This window comes from Streptomyces pratensis, from assembly GCF_016804005.1.
GTDB classification, from domain to species: Bacteria; Actinomycetota; Actinomycetes; order Streptomycetales; family Streptomycetaceae; genus Streptomyces; species Streptomyces pratensis_A.
Map to the genome: position 1 here is coordinate 5,280,698 of NZ_CP051486.1, position 17,397 is coordinate 5,298,094.

Genomic DNA, 17,397 nt, shown 5'->3' on the forward strand with positions numbered 1-17,397 from the left:
ATCCTTGATCAGGCCCGTCGGGCCACGTTCATCTGAGCTTGGTTCAGTGGCCGCATGCCCAGGGTGCGGCAGCCGTGACCGTGTCCGCCTGGGCACGCAGTGCCCGCACCGCCTCGGCCGGGTCCTCGGCCCCGTAGACCGCCGAGCCGGCGACGAACACATCCGCGCCCGCCTCGGCGCACCGCTCGATCGTGGTGGCCGAGACCCCGCCGTCGACCTGCAGCCACAGCTCGAGGCCGTGCTTCGAGATCAGCTCACGGGTGCGCCGGATCTTCGGCAGCATGATGTCCAGGAACGCCTGGCCCCCGAAGCCAGGCTCCACGGTCATGATCAGCAGCATGTCGAGCTCGGGCAGCAGGTCCTCGTACGGCTCGATCGGCGTGGCGGGCTTGAGCGCCATGGATGCGCGGGCGCCCTTCGCCCTGATCTCCCGGGCCAGTCGTACGGGCGCGGCCGCGGCCTCCGCGTGGAAGGTGACCGAACCCGCACCGGCCTCCACGTACTGCGGCGCCCAGCGGTCCGCGTTCTCGATCATGAGGTGGCAGTCCAGCGGGATGTCCGTGGCCTTGCTCAGCGCCTCCACGATGGGCACGCCGAGTGTCAGATTGGGCACGAAATGGTTGTCCATGACATCGACATGGAGCCAGTCGGCGCCGTCCACGGCCTTCGCCTCCTCGGCGAGACGGGCGAAGTCGGCGGACAGAATGCTGGGGTTGATCTGGGCCATGTACCCAAGCCTGCCATGCTCCGCGTCACTTCCTTGCCTCGGTGCGCCTCAAAGCCTCACGGGATCATTACGGTTCGCGCGGTCCCGGCTCCCGCGCACCGCGATTGCGGCTCCCGCGCACCGCGATTCCGGCTGCGATTCCGTCTCCGGTCCCGGCCCGCCGGGAGCCGCCTTCGTGAACGGGGACGCCGAGCCCTCGACGTCCCGACGACGTCCGGATCCCCCGGGCCCACGGCCCCGGGGCGGCCCGCGGAGGTCCGGACCCGGCGGGCCGGGCGGCAAACCGCGTACCCCGAACGGCTCCGGTCGGTACCAGGGCGCGGACAGCCCCTGGTGTCCGCACTGAGGCTGTGTTAGAAACTCCCCGTGATCAGCGACCAGTTCCTGAAGGAGCGCATCAGCATCGATCTCTGCCGTGTGACCAGCTGCTCCTGTTGAGCCTGGCCCGGCAGCGCTGAGCGCTTCCAGAACTGCGCGGCGTCGTCCGCCCGCCTTCCGGCCGCCCCTCGGGTGAGCCGGCGGTCTCCCCCGGAATCCCGTCCGCGAGCCCGGACCGGACACTTCCCGTCCGCGTACTGCGCGTCGGCCGCACCCGTTCCTGGATACCACTCCTCCCCCGTTGCCCGTGGGCGCTCTCGTCCGCGCCCCGCAACCCCCTGCCCGGCCCGGTACGCCCTCCCGGCGGCCCCGCGCCTCGGCACCTCTCGACGGAGTCCGCCATGAGCACACCCACCACCACGGAGAAGCAGCCGTCCGGCCCTGCGCCCTCCGCCGCCCCTCCCGCGCCCCCACCGCGCCGCCGCTCGCCGGAGCGGGCCGCGCGGCTGCGCAGGGTGGGCCTGCGGCTGCTCGCGCTGATCGTGCTGCTCGCGCTCTGGCAGCTCGTCACCGCCCTGCGGCTGTGGTCGCCGCTGCTGGTGCCGCCGCCGTCGGCCGTCTGGGACGCGCTCGTGGAGACCTCCGGCACCCATGACGGGGTGCGCGGCTACCAGGGTCACACCCTGATCGAGCATCTGGGCATCAGCCTGCGGCGCATCGCGATCGGTGCGGGCGCCGGCGTCCTGGCCGGGCTCGTGGCCGGCGTGCTGATGGGCACGCTGCCGTGGGTCCGGGTGGTGTTCGAACCGGCGGTGGCCTTCCTCCGGACCCTGCCGCCTCTCGCCTACTTCAGTCTGCTGATCATCTGGTTCGGCATCGACGAGGCACCCAAGCTGTGGCTGCTGGCGATCGCGGCCATGCCCCCCGTGGCCGTGGCCACCGCGTCCGCCGTCGCGTCGGCGCCCGCCTCGCTGGTCGAGGCCGCGCGGGCCATCGGGGCACGCCGCTCGCAGGTGGTGGCCTCCGTAGTCCTGCCGTCCGCCTTGCCGGAGATCCTGGTCGGCGTCCGGCTGGCTTTCGGGATCGCCTACTCCTCGGTGGTCGCCGCCGAGACCGTCAACGGACTGCCCGGCATCGGCGGCCTGATCCGGGATGCGCAGCGCTACAACCAGTCCGACGTGGTCGTCCTCGGGCTCTTCGCCATCGGCATCTCCGGCCTGCTCATCGACGCCCTGCTCAGGGGTGCCGAGAACCGGCTCGCGCCGTGGCGCCGGCTGTCGTGAACGTCCGCTCGTGCACTTCCGCTCCCCTGCCCCCTTCCTGTGCCCGTCCCCTCCGATCAACGAACGAAGGACAATCCCATGCCCGGAACACGCGGTCTGCGCCGCACCTCCATGCTCGTAGCGGCTCTGGGAGCACTCGTCGTGGTGACCGCCTGCGGTACCGGCGGCGGCGCGGGCGGTGACGACCAGGGCGACGGCAGGACGATTCGGATCGGCTACCAGGCCTTCCCCAGCGGCGACTTGATCGTGAAGGAGAAGGGACTGCTGGAGAAGGCCCTGCCGGACCACACGATCAAGTGGATCAAATTCGACTCGGGCGCGACCATCAACACCGCCTTCGTCGCGGGCTCGGTCGATCTGGCCGCGATCGGCTCCAGCCCTGTGGCGCGCGGGCTGTCGGAGCCCCTGAACATCCCCTACCAGGTCACGTGGGTGCTGGACGTCGCCGGCGACAACGAGGCGTTGGTGGCCCGGGACGGCTCCGGCGTCGACGACGTCGAGGACCTCGTGGGCCGCAAGGTCGCCACACCCTTCAGCTCCACCTCGCACTACAGCCTGCTCGCCGCTCTCGACAAGGCGGGCGTGGACGCGTCGAAGGTCGATCTGCTCGACCTCGAACCGCAGGACATCGTCGCGGCCTGGTCCCGCGGGGACATCGACGCCGCCTACGTCTGGCTGCCCACGCTCGACGAACTGGGGAAGACCGGCAAGACCCTGCTGTCCAGCCGCGAACTGGCCGCGGCCGGCAAGCCGACGCTCGACCTGGGGGTGGCGTCCACCGCCTTCATCGAGAAGCAGCCCGAGGTCATCGCCGCCTGGCGCAAGGCCCAGGCACAGGCGCTGAACCTGATCCACGACGACCCGTCGGCAGCCGCCGAGGCCGTCGGCAAGCAGCTCGGGGTCAGCCCCCAGGAGGCCGCCGCCCAGCTGAAGCAGGGCATCTTCCTCAAGCCGGCCGAACAGGCGGACGACAAGTGGCTCGGCCGCCCGGGCCGGGTCGGCGGCCTGGCACAGAACCTGCGGAGCGCGGCGGAGTTCCTGGCCGGGCAGAAGCAGATCCCGGCAGCGCCGGAACTCGCGGAGCTGGAGAAGGCCGTGTACGTGGAAGGGCTCAGCGATGCCGTCTCCGGATGACCACCGAGCCGATGCCCGGGAGGCCGCTCCGGGAGAGGACCGGGAGGCCGCTCCGGGAGAGGACCGGGCCGGTACGGCGACCGTCACCTCAGCGGTGTCGGTGCGTGAGGTGACCCACCGCTACGGTCGGGGCACGGACGCCGTCACGGCCCTCGGCCCGCTGTCGCTCGACATCCCCGCGGGCGAGTTCCTCGTGCTCGTCGGCCCGTCCGGGAGCGGCAAGAGCACGCTGCTGCGGCTGATCGCCGGGTTCGAGCACGCCTCCTCGGGCGATGTCACCGTGCACGGCCGGACACCGGAGCCGGGCCGCCAGGCGGGAGTCGTCTTCCAGCAGCCGCGGCTGTTCCCCTGGCTCACGGTGGGCGACAACATCTCCTTGGCGCTGCGCTACGCCGGAGTCCCCAGGGCCGAGCGCCCCGCGCGCGTCGAGGAGCTGCTCGAGCGGGTCGGGCTGGCCGGCACCGCACGACGCAGGACCTGGCAGATATCGGGAGGCCAGCAGCAGCGGGTGGCCATCGCCCGTGCCCTGGCCGGCGGCAAGGATCTGCTGCTGCTCGACGAGCCGTTCGCAGCCCTGGACGCGCTCACCCGGGAGCGGCTCCAGGAGGACCTGCGGACGGTGAGCGCGCGGACGGGCATCACTTCGGTCTTCGTCACGCACAGCGTGGACGAGGCCGTCTTCCTCGGCACCCGCGCGGTCGTCCTGAGCAGCGGTCCCGGCACCGTGGCGCTGGACGTCCCCATCCCCCTGCCCCGTACCGGGAGCGACGATCCGGACGGGCTGCGGGGACTGCCCGAGTACGCCGCGCTGCGCGCCGAGATCGGCGCGGCGGTACGCGACGCGGCCCGCTGAGCCGTGTGCGGGCCGCCCGTCCGAGGACGGGCGGCCCGCACACCATCCGCACACAGACAGGAGCCCCCCATGTCCCTCACCACGTCCATCGGTTCGGTCCCAACACTGCGCGTCTCCCGGCTGCCTCCGGACGGGCTGTACGAAGGTCCCCGGGAGCTGCGCAGGCTGGCGCCGGGACAGCCCGACCGGCCCTACACGCTCTTCGACGTCGTTCCGATCGGCCCGCTGATCGGCGCCGAGGTCGGCGGTGTCGACATGACCCGCCCGCTCACGCCCGCCGTGCGCGAGGAGCTGGACCGGGCGCTGCTGGAGTGGAAGGTGCTCTTCTTCCGGGGGCAGCACCCCGGTCCGGCCGAGCAGCGTGCCTTCGCCCGCAACTGGGGCGAGCTGGAGACCAACCCGCTGCTGGCCACCGGGGACGATCCGGAGGTGGCGCGCTTCGACCGCTCGTCGACGCCAGGCTTCGAGAACGTCTGGCACGCCGATGTGACGTTCCGCGAGCGGCCGGCACTGGGTGCGGTCCTGCACCTGCGCGAAGTGCCTCCGTACGGTGGCGACACGATGTGGGCCGACATGGCAGCCGCGTACGACAACCTTCCGCCGGAGGTGAAGGCGCGTCTGGAAGGGGCACGGGCGGTTCACGACTTCGTGCCGGGTTTCGCGCGGTTCACGCCCGAGGAGCGGCTGGTTGCCTTCCAGGACCGCTTCCCCCCGGTCGAGCACCCGGTGGTGCGGACGCACCCCGGCACCGGACGCCGGATGCTCTTCGTCAACACCTCGTTCACCACCCGGATCGTGGGCTGGGAGCAGGAGGAGAGCGACCGGATGCTGCGGCTGCTGTTCCAGCAGGCGCACGTGCCCGAGTACCAGGTGCGCTTCACCTGGCGCGCGGGGGACGTCGCGTTCTGGGACAACCGTGCGACACAGCACTACGCGGTGAACGACTACGCCCCGCACCGCAGGGTGGCCGAACGCGTCGCCGTCGCGGGCGACCGTCCGCGCTGACGGACGGCGCCCGCGCGTCCGGGCTGCGCCGCCGGGTCAGCCCGTGCGGCGCAGCAGGGCGAGGTACATCGCGTCCGTTCCGTGCAGGTGCGGCCACAGCTGGACGTCCGGCCCGCCCCCGAGAGCGGGGACACCCGGGAACAGTGGCCGGGCGTCGACCCACTCCGCCTCGGCGGGCGCTCCGCCACGCCCCTTGAGTACGTCCTCGACGACGACCCTGGTCTCCGCCAGATGGGGCGAGCAGGTCGCGTAGCCGACGACCCCTCCGATCCGTACGGCCTTCAACGCCTCGCGCAGCAGACCGCGTTGCAGCGGGGCGAAGCTCTCCAGGTCCTCGGCGCGGCGACGCCAGCGGGATTCCGGACGCCGGCGCAGCGCTCCGAGGCCGGAGCAGGGTACGTCCACGAGGACCCGGTCGAAGGAGCCGGGCCGCCACGGCGGCCGGGTCCCGTCGGCGGTGATCACCTGGTAGGGCCCCGGATTGCCGGCCAGCGCCCGCTCGACGAGCCGGGCACGGTGCGGTTGCTTCTCCGAGGCGAGCAGGGTGGCCCCGCGTCCGGCGGCGAGCGCGGCCAGCAGCGCGGCCTTGCCGCCGGGACCGGCGCAGCCGTCCAGCCACCGGGTGTCGTCGCCTTCGACCGGAGCATTGGCAAGGGCGGCGGCGACGAGCTGGCTGCCCTCGTCCTGCACACCGGCGCTGCCGTCCCGCACGGCGGCCAGGGCTCCGGGCTCGCCGCCCTCGGCCATCCGCACGGCGTAGGGCGACCAGCGGCCGGGGAGGCCGCTCTCGTCGCCGAGGGCGTCCAGCAGTTCGTCGGTGGTGGACCGGCCGGGGCGGGCGACGAGTGTCACCTCGGGCCGTTCGTTGTCCGCCTCCAGCAGGTCCTCGATCCCGGCGCGGCCGCCGCCCAGCGCGTCCCAGAGGGCGGAGACGATCCAGCGGGGGTGGGAGTGGACGACGGAGAGGTTCTCCTCGGGGTCCTCGTCGTACGAGGGCGCCACGCGCTCCACCCACCCGTCGAGATCGTGGGCGGAGACCTTGCGCAGCACCGCGTTGACGAACTTGGCGCGGCCCTCACCCAGCACCACCCGCGCCAGCTCCACGCTTGCGGAGACGGCCGCGTGGGTCGGGATGCGGGTGCCGAGCAGCTGGTGGACGCCCATGTTGAGCACGTCGAGCACCGGCGGGTCGACCTCGCGCAGGGGCCGGTCGATGCAGGCGGCGACGATCGCGTCGTAGGTGCCCTGCCGGCGCAGGGTCCCGTAGACCAGCTCGGTCGCCAGCGCGGCGTCCCTGCCCTCGAAATCGCCCTTCGCGCGTGCCTTCTTCAGCAGCGGGGGGAGGACGAGGTTGGCGTAGGCGTCCCGCTCGTCGACGGCCCTGAGCACCTCGAAGGCGAGGAACCTGACCGGATCCTTCTTGGGGCGGCGATGCGGCTTGGCGGGACGGCGACGCTGCTGGTCGTTCACGTGAAAGGTGCTCCGCTGATGGTGAGGGGGCTAACCCGTCCAGCGTACGTCGCCCGCCTCCGCATGCCCGTCCCGAGGCCTCAGAGGCCCAGGAGCTCCCCGTGGGCGATCCGCACGCCGCGGGCCCAGTCCGCGGCCTTCATGGGCTTCTTGCCCTGCGGCTGGACCCAGAGGAGCTCCACGGCGTGCGAGCCGGTACCCACGTAGACGTTGTTCTTGCCTGCGGACAGCTCACCGGGGGCCAGGTCTGTACGGTCCAGGACCGGCGTGGCCTGGACCAGCTTGAGGCGCTCCCCCCGGAAGAGGGTCCATGCCCCGGGCGCCGGGGTGCAGCCGCGCACCACACGGTCCACCCGGAGCGCGGGCGCGGACCACTGCACCTGGGCGTCCTCGACGGTGATCTTGGGTGCGAGGGTGACGCCGTCGTCGGGCTGCGCGACGGCGTGCAGGGTTCCGTCCTCGATGCCGTCCATGGTCGCCGCGAGCAGCCCGGCACCGGCGAAGGCGAGCCGGGTGAGCAGGTCACCGCTGGTGTCGGTGGGCCGGACCTCCTCGGTCAGGACGCCGTACACCGGACCCGAGTCCAGGCCTTCCTCGATCAGGAAGGTGGACGCACCGGTGACCTCGTCCCCGGCCATCACCGCGTGCTGCACGGGTGCGGCCCCGCGCCATGCGGGGAGGAGCGAGAAGTGCAGGTTGACCCAGCCCCTGGCGGGCACGTCCAGAGCGGTCTTCGGGAGCAGGGCGCCGTACGCGACCACGGGGCAGCAGTCCGGCGCGATCTCCCGAAGCCTCGCCAGGAAGTCCTCGTCGCGCGGCCTGGCGGGCTTGAGCACCTCGATGCCCGCCTCCTCCGCGCGCTCGGCCACAGGGCTGGCCACCAGCCGGCGTCCCCGTCCTGCCGGTGCGTCGGGACGGGTCACCACGGCGGCCACCTCGTGGCGGCCGGAGGCGATCAGGGCGTCCAGAGCGGGAACGGCGACCTCGGGGGTGCCTGCGAAGACGAGCTTCATGGGTGGCGGACTGCCTCTCGGGCCGGAACGTACGTGGCGAGCAGCACACCAGTCTAGGGGGTCCTCCCGGGGTCCCGCCCGGCCAGGCCGGGCTCCGGCGGGCGGGGGGCGTACGGACGCCCGCGCGCCCCGCGCATGTGCGCATACGCCCCTGTTGCGTGACCACATGGCCGGGTGACGCGTTGGTCAAGTGAGATTGACCGAAGTGGGCCGCCACCGTGCGGTCCGATCCATTTCAACGCCGGTTCGAGAGGCTTGTTCATGGCCGACCACGCAACCCACGACGCCCAAGCGCGTGCCAGTCTGCACCTGTTGGTGCGGGACATCGAGCGGGTCCGGCGGCAGGTGGACGCGCTGCGTACGCTCACTGCGCAGCTCGGCAACGTCTACCGTCCGCGCCGCTCCGGCCCGTCCGCGGGCTTCGTCGTCTACGGCAGGGCACCGGCCCCGACGGTCCGGCTCGCACAGGAACTGCGCGACAGCGTCGAGACGCTGGTCACCGCGGCGGTGGACTTCGACCGTTCGCTGGGCTTCTCGTGGGACGCGGTGGGCTCCGCCCTCGGGGTCACCAAGCAAGCGGTGCACCGCCGTTACGGCGCACGTCGCGCCACCCCGCAGCCCGGGCCGCCCGCCGAAGGCGCTTCGGAGAACGCGAACCGAGCGGTGCCGGCGGCGCCGGCCTCCTCCCCCGGGCTGCCGGTCGTACCGGCGGCCCGCTCGATGCCCCCGCAGCCGTCGGAGCGCCCGGGCGCCTTCCCCGGCCCGCGCAACGGGTGACGGCTGCGGCTGCCGACGGACGACTGCCGACGACGGCTGCTGACGACGGCTGCCGGCAGTCACGGCCGGCGACGGGGCCGTCCCGCTGTCGATGGCGCACGGCGGCCAGGCACTCCGGGCCTCAGGCGCACCCTTTGCCCGGCTCGCGTCAGCCGATGTCCGGCGGATCGATCCTGATCCGTACGGGGTCACCGGTGCCCCTGGCCGTCCGGGCCGCCTGCGCCGCCTTCAGGGCGGACGCCAGCGCCGCCCCCCGCCCCGGCGGGACCCTGACCAGCGCACGCTCCCAGGTCTCGCCGGGCGGGGAGTCCCCCTGCCGGCGTGGCCTGCCGGGAGTCGCTCCCTGTACCGGCACCGGGCCGAGCACCTCCGCCTCTCGCGGCAGCTCCGCCCCGGCGAGGTAGGCGGCCACGGCCTCCGGCGGGCCGGTGACCGATGCCATCCGGGACACCGGCGGGAATCCGAGCTCGGCTCGCTCCGCGAGTTCACGGCGTGCGTGACCGACCGGGTCCCAGCGGACCAGGGCCTGCACGGGCCGCAGGGTCGGCTCGGCCACGATCACCACCGTGCCGCCCTCCGGCTGCCCCCGCACCAGCGCTGCGGCGGCCGTCCAGCGACGCAGTGCCTCCTCGCCCGCCCGCAGGTCCGGCCGGCCGACCATCGCCCAGCCGTCCAGCAGCAGCGCCGCCGCGTAACCGCCCTCGGCCACCGGCTCCGCCCCCGGGGTGCTCACGACGAGGGCGGGGGCCCCGGGCACGGAGTCCAGCACATGATCCCGCCCGGACGTCCGCACCGGGACGGCGGGAAAGGCACGCCCGAGCTCCTCGGCGGTCCTGCGGGCCCCCACGATCTGTGCCCGCAGCCGCACCCCGCCGCAGGCGGCGCAGGTCCAGGCCCTATCGGCCCGCCCGCACCACGCGCAGTCGAGATCCTGCTGGTCCGGTGCCTGCAAGGGCCCCGCGCAGTGCCGGCACCGCGCGGGTTCGCGGCAGCGCTCGCAGGCCAGCCTGGGCGCGTAGCCCCGGCGTGGCACCTGGACGAGCACGGGGCCGCTGCGCAGGCCGTCCCGTACGGTCTGCCAGGCGAGACTGGGCAGCCGCGCCGAGCGGGCCGCGCCGTCCCGCGCGAGCTCCCCGTCGCCGACGGTGCGCACCAGGGGCGCGGCGACGCGCAGCTGGTCCCGGTCCGCGCGCAGGGGGAGCGCCCAGCCGCTCTCGACCAGCTGGGCGGCCTCCACCGTGCAGCTGGTCCCGCCCAGCAGGAATGCGCAGCGGCCATGCGCAGCCCGCAGCTCCAGAACCTCCCTGACGTGCGGGAACGGGGCGTTGTCGTCGCTGTGGCTGGAGTCCCCGTCGTCCCAGAGGGCGACCAGGCCCAGGTCGCCGACCGGGGCGAACATCGCGGCCCTGGTCCCGACCACCGCGCGCACGGATCCGCGCGCCACCGCCAGCCACTGCCGGTAGCGCTTCTCCGGACCGGAGTCGGCGGTCAGCAGAGCGTGGTGCCCGTCTCCCAGCACGGCTGTGAGCGCGGCGTCGACCCGCCCCGCGGTCCGTCCGTCCGGTACGACGACGAGCGCGCCCCGGCCCGAGGCCAGGGTGGCGGCCATGGCGCGGGCGATCTCCTCGGGCCAGTGCGGTCCGGGCAGCGCGGTCCACACGGCCCGGGGTGACCCGCCCTCGGCCAGTGCCCGCAGGAATCCGGGGCCCTGGGCGTACCTCTCCCAGGTCCCGGGCGCCGGGACCGGTGGCGGCGGCAGGGGTGCGGGCGACGCCTTGCCCTCGGCGCGGCTGTTCCTCGGCGGCACGGCGAGCTGCAGCACGTCCGCGAGGCTGCCGGCGTACCGGTCGGCGACGGCCCGCGAGAGCTCGAGCAGCTCCGGCCCCAGCACCGGCTCGGGTGAGACGACGTAGGCGAGGGCCGCCAGCGCTCCCTGGTAGTCCGAGGTGGCCCGGCGCTCGATCAGGAAGCCGTCGATCAGACCGCCGCCCTCGCGTCTGCCGCCGCGGACCTGGCGTCCTCCGGCCCCGAAGCGCACCCGGACCCGGACTCCGGGCTGCGCGTCCGCGTCGAGCTCCTCCGGGACCGCGTAGTCGAAGTACTGATCGAGGTGGAGCGCGCCCTTGTTCACGAGGACGCGGGCGACCGGCAGCTCCCCGGCGAGCGCGGCGCCCCGCCAGGTCCGCGGCTTGGCACGTGGCACCTTCGCCCGGCGCACCGTCTCCCGGATGAGCGCAAGCTGCTCCGGTGCCCCTGCCCCGGGCTCGTCGGACCGCTCGTCGTCGCTGCTCACAGCAACATTCCTACCAGACGCCACCGACACGTCCCGGCCCTCCGGAACGGCCCCACGCACCGGGGCCCGGACACCGTGTGCGGTGTCCGGGCCCCGGTCCCGAGTGCTGAAGGCGCTGGGCGTCAGAGCCCGGCGGCCTCACGCAGCGCGTCCACGCGGTCCGTGCGCTCCCAGGTGAAGTCGGGGAGCTCCCGGCCGAAGTGGCCGTACGCCGCGGTCTGGGCGTAGATCGGGCGGAGCAGGTCGAGGTCGCGGATGATCGCGGCGGGACGGAGGTCGAAGACCGCGCCGATCGCGTGCTCGATCTTCTCCGTGTCGACCGCGGCGGTGCCGAAGGTCTCGACGAACAGGCCCACCGGCTCGGCCTTGCCGATCGCGTAGGCGACCTGGACCTCGCAGCGGGTGGCGAGCCCGGCCGCCACGACGTTCTTGGCGACCCAGCGCATGGCGTAGGCGGCCGAGCGGTCGACCTTGGACGGGTCCTTGCCGGAGAAGGCGCCGCCACCGTGGCGGGCCATGCCGCCGTAGGTGTCGATGATGATCTTGCGGCCGGTGAGGCCGGCGTCGCCCATCGGGCCGCCGATCTCGAAGCGGCCGGTCGGGTTCACCAGCAGACGGTAGCCATCGGTGTCCAGCTTGATGCCGTCCTCGATGAGCTGGTTCAGGACGTGCTCGACGACGAACTCGCGGATGTCGGGTGCGAGCAGCGAGTCGAGGTCGATGTCCGAGGCGTGCTGCGAGGAGACGACCACCGTGTCGAGGCGCACGGCCTTGTCGCCGTCGTACTCGATGGTGACCTGGGTCTTGCCGTCGGGGCGCAGGTACGGGATGGTCCCGTTCTTGCGGACCTCGGAGAGCCTGCGCGAGAGCCGGTGCGCGAGGTGGATCGGCAGGGGCATCAGCTCGGGCGTCTCGTCGCAGGCGTAGCCGAACATCAACCCCTGGTCGCCCGCGCCCTGCTTGTCGAGCTCGTCCTCGTCGCCCTCGACACGCTTCTCGTACGCGGTGTCGACGCCCTGGGCGATGTCCGGGGACTGCGCCCCGATGGACACCGAGACGCCACAGGAGGCTCCGTCGAAGCCCTTCTTGGAGGAGTCGTAGCCGATCTCCAGCACCTTGTTGCGCACGAGGTTGGGGATGTCGGCGTAGGCCTTGGTCGTGACCTCACCCGCGACATGCACCAGACCAGTGGTGATCAAGGTCTCGACAGCGACGCGCGAGGAGGGGTCCTCACGCAGGAGCGCGTCGAGAATCGTGTCGCTGATCTGGTCAGCGATCTTGTCGGGGTGGCCCTCGGTAACGGACTCCGAGGTGAAGAGACGGCGGGACACATCGCTCCCTGGGGTTGCAGCGGCTGCTGGCTGATCATTGATGGAGGTCCGGGAGCTGCGCCCGGCACATTCCGTCGACCAGTTTATCGGTCGCTTCCGGTGAATGGGTCACGTGTCTCGCCCTTTGGGAGGTCTGTGACCTGCGGCACGCTTGACGGCAGTACGACAATTCCTCCCCCAGGACGCGAGTTGTGGCTCTTTGTCGTGACTTTCCTCACGACGGAAAGACGCTGGCGGCAATCTAGCCGAAACGCGCCGCCACGAGGTCCCAAACGGTGTCGGCGAGTGCTTCTTTCGGCCCGTACGGCACAGCGGTCTCCCCACCGTCGGCCCCGAGGACGACCGCCTCGTTCTCCTCGGACCCGAAAGTCTTGCGTTCCCCCACCTCGTTGACGACGAGCAGGTCGCAGCCCTTGCGGCGGAGCTTCTCCCGGCCGTTGACGAGTACGTCGTCGGTCTCGGCGGCGAATCCCACGACGACCTGCCCCGGCCGGGCCCGGTCCGCGGCGACCTCGGCGAGGATGTCCGGATTGCGGACGAGCGCGACGGGGGCCGGTTCCTGGCCGTCCTTCTTCTTGATCTTCCCCGTCGCGTAGGCGGCGGGCCGGAAGTCGGCCACCGCCGCGGCCATCACCACCACATCGGCGTCGGCCGCCGCCTTCAGCACGGCCTCGCGCAGCTGCACGGCGGTTCCGGCACGCAGGACGTCGGCGCCCGCGGGGTCGGGGAGACCCGTGTTGGCCTCGATGAGCGTCACCCTGGCGCCCCTCGCGACGGCTGTGCGGGCGAGGGCGTAGCCCTGCTTGCCCGAGGAGCGGTTGCCCAGGTAGCGCACCGGATCGAGAGGCTCGCGGGTGCCGCCCGCGCTGATCACCACATGACGGCCCGCGAGGTCGGGGGCACCGGGGCCACGGGTCAGGACGCGTCGGCAGACCTCGAAGATCTCCCCCGGGTCCGGCAGCCTGCCCTTGCCGGTGTCCACGCCGGTGAGCCTTCCGACGGCGGGCTCGATGACGACGGCTCCGCGGCGGCGGAGGGTGGCCACGTTCTCCTGGGTGGCGGGGTGCTCCCACATCTCGGTGTGCATCGCCGGCGCGAAGACGACCGGACAGCGTGCGGTGAGCAGCGTGTTGGTGAGCAGGTCGTCGGCCAGGCCGTGGGCCGCCTTGGCGAGCATGTCGGCGGTGGCGGGGGCGACCACGACGAGATCGGCCGCCTGGCCGATCCGGACGTGCGGCACCTCGTGCACGCCGTCCCAGACCTCGGTCGACACGGGGTTCCCGGAGAGGGCGGACCAGGTGGCCGCTCCGACGAAGTTCAGCGACGCGTCGGTCGGCACGACCCGTACGTCGTGGCCGGACTCGGTCAGCCTGCGAAGCAGTTCGCACGCCTTGTAGGCGGCGATGCCCCCGCTGACCCCAAGGACGACCCTCGGCTTCTCCACTGCGTCTCCCCGCACTCGTGTCTCCGCGCACTCACGTGCGGCCTCATGACGTACGTACCCATGCTGCCTCACCGCCCGGGACGCGCTCCGGCGGGTCGGCCGCCGGACACACCACAGGCCCGGCGGTTACCGGCCGCCGGGCCTGTGGTGAAGGAGCGTTTCCTGCGTACCGCCTGCTTACTGCGCGGGGCCCTCGATGGCCTCGGAGGTCAGCAGGCCCGCGTTGATCTCGCGGAGCGCGATCGAGAGCGGCTTCTCGTGCACGTGGGTGTCGACGAGCGGACCGACGTACTCGAGGAGGCCTTCACCGAGCTGCGAGTAGTACGCGTTGATCTGACGCGCGCGCTTGGCGGCGTAGATCACAAGGCTGTACTTCGAGTCGGTGGCCTCGAGGAGCTCATCAATCGGCGGGTTGATGATGCCCTCGGGCGTGGTGATGGAAGAGGACACTCTCTGCCTTCCGAAGGGGATAGAGATCAAAGAGATCTTTGATCATGCTGGTTCCGCAGTGGTGATGCTCTGCGTCCGTGGACCGGGTGAGGACCGGTGAGGTCAGTCTTCGGTACCGCGGAGGCCGGAAGCCTGCAGCATCAACGTTAGCAGCTCGCGCGCCACGTCCTCGACGGAGGTGTTCACGAGCGTGGTGTCGAACTCCGCCTCGGCAGCCAGCTCGACCTTCGCGGCCGCGAGCCGTCGCTCGATGACGTCGGGCGCCTCCGTCCCCCGGCCGGTGAGCCGGCGCACCAGCTCGTCCCAGCCGGGCGGCGCGAGGAAGACGAGCTGCGCCTCGGGCATCGACTGGCGGACCAGCCGCGCACCCTGGAGGTCGATCTCCAGCAGCACCGGCTCACCCGCCTCCAGGCGGTCGAGGACGGCACGGCGGGGCGTGCCGTAGCGGTTGCCTGCGAATTCGGCCCACTCCAGCAGTTCGCCGTTGGCGATCAGCTTGTCGAACTCCTCGTCGTCCACGAAGAAGTAGTGGACGCCGTTCTGCTCGCCGGGGCGGGGCTTACGGGTCGTCGCGGACACCGAGAGCCAGACCTCGGGGTGAACCTTACGCATATGAGCGACGACCGTGCTCTTGCCGACCCCGGAGGGGCCGGAGAGCACGGTCAGCCGCGGACGTACGTCCGGGGGTACGGGGGACGTCCCCCGGGATGTTGCAGCCATGGGGCGATTATCCCCGTTCTCAGGAGTGCCTGAGAACGTCAGGCGGCGCTGCCGCCGAACTCACGCTCCAGGGATGCGATCTGGTTGGAGCCGAGACCCCGGACCCGGCGGCTCTCGGAGATGCCGAGCCGCTCCATGATCTGCTTGGCGCGGACCTTGCCCACGCCCGGCAGGGACTCGAGAAGAGCGGAGACCTTCATCTTGCCGATGACGTCGTTCTCCTGGCCCGACTTGATGACCTCATGGAGGGAGGCACCGGAGTGCTTGAGTCGATTCTTGACCTCGGCCCGCTCCCGGCGAGCCGCGGCGGCCTTTTCGAGCGCGGCTGCGCGCTGTTCAGGGGTAAGGGGCGGAAGAGCCACGCCTACGTCACCTCGGATGTCGATCTGTCGGATACGGACCGGTGAGGAACCTGACAGCTCCACACCTGGTGAGCAACGAACAACCTGTACTCGTTGGCTCTCGACGGAGACTAGCGGCCAAGGCCGCCTGAGTCAGCGAGAACAGCGGAAAAGTCCTGGTCAGCCTCAACCGACCCGGACATTTCGGCCATAACAACCCGGAATTCTGGTCAGGATTCCGTCAACAGGCTGTTACGTGGCATGGTCAGCTTTCCGGGACGGCCGTTCGGACCTCGTCCGCGAACCGTCCGGCGGCTTCGCGCAGCCCTGACGCGTCCGGTCCGTGGCGCAGCACGCCCCGGCTCACGCTGGGCACGACATTGCCCACCGCGGCGCCGAAGACGCGGGGCAGATCCGCCGGCGTGGCACCCTGGGCGCCGATGCCGGGAGCGAGCAGCGGGCCGTTGATCGCCAGGTTCGCGCCCGCGTCCCCGAGCGTGGCACCGACCACCGCGCCGACGGAGCCGAGCGGCGTCGCGCCCGCGTTCTCGGCCGCCATGTGGTCGAGCATCACCTGGGCCAGCGACCGCCCGTCCGAGGCGGTGGCGCGCTGGACCTCCGCGCCCTCCGGGTTGGAGGTGAGGGCGAGCACGAAGACACCCGCGCCGGAGACCGCGGCGGCGTCGAGCGCGGGGCGCAGCGAGCCGAAGCCGAGGTACGGCGAGACGGTGACCGCGTCGGAGAACAGCGGCGAGTCCTTGTCGAGGTACGTGGCGGCGTAGGCGCCCATCGTGGAGCCGATGTCGCCGCGCTTGGCGTCCATCAGCACGAGGGCTCCCGCCGCGCGCGCCTCCTCGACGGCCTTCTCCAGGACCGCGATGCCGCGCGATCCGAAGCGCTCGAAGAAGGCGGACTGCGGTTTCAGTACGGCGACCCGGTCGGCCAGGGCCTCGACGACCGTACGCGTGAAGCGTTCCAGACCCGCGATGTCGTCGTTCAGGCCCCAGGAGGCGAGCAGGGCGGCGTGCGGGTCGATGCCCACGCAGAGCGGCCCTCGGGTGTCCATGGCGTGGCGCAGGCGCGCGCCGAAGGGTTCAGGGGTCACTGCATGACCTTCCGTGTCTCGGCGCCGACTGCTTCGGCGAGGGTGGCGTACGGGGAGGCTGCCAGGCGGGCGGCCAGGCCCTTGTGGATCGCCCTGGCGTAGAACGGGCCCTCGTAGATGAAGGCGCTGTAGCCCTGGACGAGGGTGGCACCGGCCAGAATGCGCTGCCAGGCGTCCTCGGCGTTCTCGATGCCCCCGACGCCCACCAGGGTGATCCGGGTCCCCACACGGGCGTACAGGCGGCTCAGGACCTCCAGGGAGCGCTCCTTGAGGGGTGCTCCGGAGAGTCCGCCGGTCTCCTCGACCAGGGACGCGTCGGACTTCAGGCCGAGGCCGTCGCGGGCGATGGTGGTGTTGGTGGCGATGATGCCGTCCAGACCGAGTTCGACGGCGAGGTCGGCGACCGCGTCGACGTCCTCGTCCGCGAGGTCCGGGGCGATCTTGACGAGCAGCGGGACGCGCCGGGCGGTGACCGTCCGGTCGGCGGCCTCGCGCACCGCTGTGAGCAGCGGGCGGAGTGCCTCGGTGGCCTGGAGGTTGCGCAGACCGGGCGTGTTGGGCGACGAGACGTTCACGACGAGGTAGTCGGCGTGGGCGGCGAGCCGCTCGGTGGACTTCACGTAGTCGCCCACGGCCTCGGCCTCGGGGACGGCCTTGGTCTTGCCGATGTTGACGCCGACGGTCGTGCGGAAGACGGGGGTGCGGGTGGCGAGGCGCTCCGCCACGGCCGCCGAGCCCTCGTTGTTGAAGCCCATGCGGTTGATCAGGGCCCGGTCGGCGACCAGGCGGAACAGCCGCTTCTTCGGGTTGCCGGGCTGCGGCTCACCGGTGACGGTGCCGATCTCGATGTGGTCGAAGCCGAGCATCGACATGCCGTCGATCGCGACGGCGTTCTTGTCGAATCCGGCCGCGAGCCCGAAGGGGCCGTGCATCCGCAGGCCGAGCGCCTCGGTGCGCAGTTCCTTGTGGCGGGGGGCGAGCGCGGCGGCGACGAAGGTGCGGAGCACGGGGGTGCGGGCGGCGAGGCGGATCCACCGGAAGGCCAGGTGGTGGGCCTGCTCCGGGTCCATGCGCTTGAAGACCAGCTGGAAGAAGAATTTGTACATCACGGTGTCCTCATGAAGAGGGGGACA

The 17,397-nt window shown here is 72.2% G+C and carries 16 protein-coding genes; 5 read left to right on the forward strand and 11 right to left on the reverse strand.

Going from position 1 to position 17,397, the window contains the following annotated elements:
* Window positions 1-43: 43 nt before the first annotated feature.
* Window positions 44-727, reverse strand: a complete 684-nt coding sequence (rpe, locus tag HED23_RS21485; RefSeq protein ID WP_203185012.1) for a ribulose-phosphate 3-epimerase — start codon at window positions 725-727, stop codon at window positions 44-46.
* A 719-nt stretch (window positions 728-1,446) separates the two neighbouring features.
* On the opposite strand from rpe, the gene HED23_RS21490 reads away from it, so the two are divergent.
* The 4 genes from HED23_RS21490 (at window position 1,447) to HED23_RS21505 (ending at window position 5,320) form a co-directional block, all read left to right on the forward strand.
* Entirely contained in the window at window positions 1,447-2,328 is an 882-nt protein-coding gene (locus tag HED23_RS21490; RefSeq protein WP_203185013.1) for an ABC transporter permease, read from the forward strand.
* Window positions 2,329-2,406: 78 nt separating this feature from the next.
* Window positions 2,407-3,462: an ABC transporter substrate-binding protein gene (locus HED23_RS21495; protein ID WP_203185014.1), complete on the forward strand. Its 1,056-nt coding sequence runs from the start codon at window positions 2,407-2,409 to the stop codon at window positions 3,460-3,462.
* The gene (locus HED23_RS21500; RefSeq protein WP_238442071.1) at window positions 3,446-4,315 is read left to right on the forward strand and encodes an ABC transporter ATP-binding protein; all 870 of its coding nucleotides are present in this window, start codon (window positions 3,446-3,448) and stop codon (window positions 4,313-4,315) included. The genes HED23_RS21495 and HED23_RS21500 overlap by 17 nt, the downstream gene beginning before the upstream one ends.
* A gap of 69 nt (window positions 4,316-4,384) precedes the next feature.
* Window positions 4,385-5,320, forward strand: a complete 936-nt coding sequence (locus HED23_RS21505) for a TauD/TfdA dioxygenase family protein (protein WP_203185015.1) — start codon at window positions 4,385-4,387, stop codon at window positions 5,318-5,320.
* 36 nt (window positions 5,321-5,356) lie between these two features.
* On the opposite strand, the gene HED23_RS21510 is transcribed toward HED23_RS21505, so the two are convergent.
* Window positions 5,357-6,790, reverse strand: a complete 1,434-nt coding sequence (locus HED23_RS21510) for an RsmB/NOP family class I SAM-dependent RNA methyltransferase (protein WP_203185016.1) — start codon at window positions 6,788-6,790, stop codon at window positions 5,357-5,359.
* An 80-nt stretch (window positions 6,791-6,870) separates the two neighbouring features.
* Window positions 6,871-7,803: a methionyl-tRNA formyltransferase gene (fmt, locus tag HED23_RS21515; RefSeq protein WP_203185017.1), complete on the reverse strand. Its 933-nt coding sequence runs from the start codon at window positions 7,801-7,803 to the stop codon at window positions 6,871-6,873.
* Window positions 7,804-8,064: 261 nt separating this feature from the next.
* On the opposite strand from fmt, the gene HED23_RS21520 reads away from it, so the two are divergent.
* Window positions 8,065-8,580, forward strand: coding sequence for a hypothetical protein (locus HED23_RS21520; protein WP_203185018.1), 516 nt, complete (start codon window positions 8,065-8,067; stop codon window positions 8,578-8,580).
* A gap of 148 nt (window positions 8,581-8,728) precedes the next feature.
* Here the strand turns inward: HED23_RS21520 and HED23_RS21525 are convergent, their stop codons facing one another.
* The 8 genes from HED23_RS21525 to HED23_RS21560 all read right to left on the reverse strand — a co-directional run bounded on the left by HED23_RS21525 (window position 8,729) and on the right by HED23_RS21560 (window position 17,370).
* The gene (locus tag HED23_RS21525) at window positions 8,729-10,873 is read right to left on the reverse strand and encodes a primosomal protein N' (protein WP_203185019.1); all 2,145 of its coding nucleotides are present in this window, start codon (window positions 10,871-10,873) and stop codon (window positions 8,729-8,731) included.
* A 122-nt stretch (window positions 10,874-10,995) separates the two neighbouring features.
* On the reverse strand, window positions 10,996-12,204 hold the full coding sequence (metK, locus tag HED23_RS21530) for a methionine adenosyltransferase (RefSeq protein WP_203185020.1): 1,209 nt from the start codon (window positions 12,202-12,204) through the stop codon (window positions 10,996-10,998).
* 241 nt (window positions 12,205-12,445) lie between these two features.
* Window positions 12,446-13,648, reverse strand: a complete 1,203-nt coding sequence (coaBC, locus tag HED23_RS21535; protein ID WP_203185021.1) for a bifunctional phosphopantothenoylcysteine decarboxylase/phosphopantothenate--cysteine ligase CoaBC — start codon at window positions 13,646-13,648, stop codon at window positions 12,446-12,448.
* A gap of 177 nt (window positions 13,649-13,825) precedes the next feature.
* Window positions 13,826-14,098 carry a DNA-directed RNA polymerase subunit omega gene (gene rpoZ, locus HED23_RS21540; RefSeq protein ID WP_003970369.1) on the reverse strand — a complete coding sequence of 91 codons (273 nt, stop codon included), beginning with the start codon at window positions 14,096-14,098 and terminating at the stop codon, window positions 13,826-13,828.
* 102 nt (window positions 14,099-14,200) lie between these two features.
* A complete protein-coding gene (gene gmk, locus HED23_RS21545; RefSeq protein WP_203185022.1) occupies window positions 14,201-14,818 on the reverse strand; it encodes a guanylate kinase in 618 nt (205 codons plus the stop codon).
* A gap of 38 nt (window positions 14,819-14,856) precedes the next feature.
* Window positions 14,857-15,180, reverse strand: a complete 324-nt coding sequence (locus tag HED23_RS21550) for an integration host factor (RefSeq protein ID WP_018524251.1) — start codon at window positions 15,178-15,180, stop codon at window positions 14,857-14,859.
* Between the two features lie 244 nt (window positions 15,181-15,424).
* Window positions 15,425-16,264 carry an orotidine-5'-phosphate decarboxylase gene (gene pyrF / locus HED23_RS21555; protein ID WP_203185023.1) on the reverse strand — a complete coding sequence of 280 codons (840 nt, stop codon included), beginning with the start codon at window positions 16,262-16,264 and terminating at the stop codon, window positions 15,425-15,427.
* On the reverse strand, window positions 16,261-17,370 hold the full coding sequence (locus tag HED23_RS21560; protein WP_203185024.1) for a quinone-dependent dihydroorotate dehydrogenase: 1,110 nt from the start codon (window positions 17,368-17,370) through the stop codon (window positions 16,261-16,263). The genes pyrF and HED23_RS21560 overlap by 4 nt, the downstream gene beginning before the upstream one ends.
* Window positions 17,371-17,397: the final 27 nt, after the last annotated feature.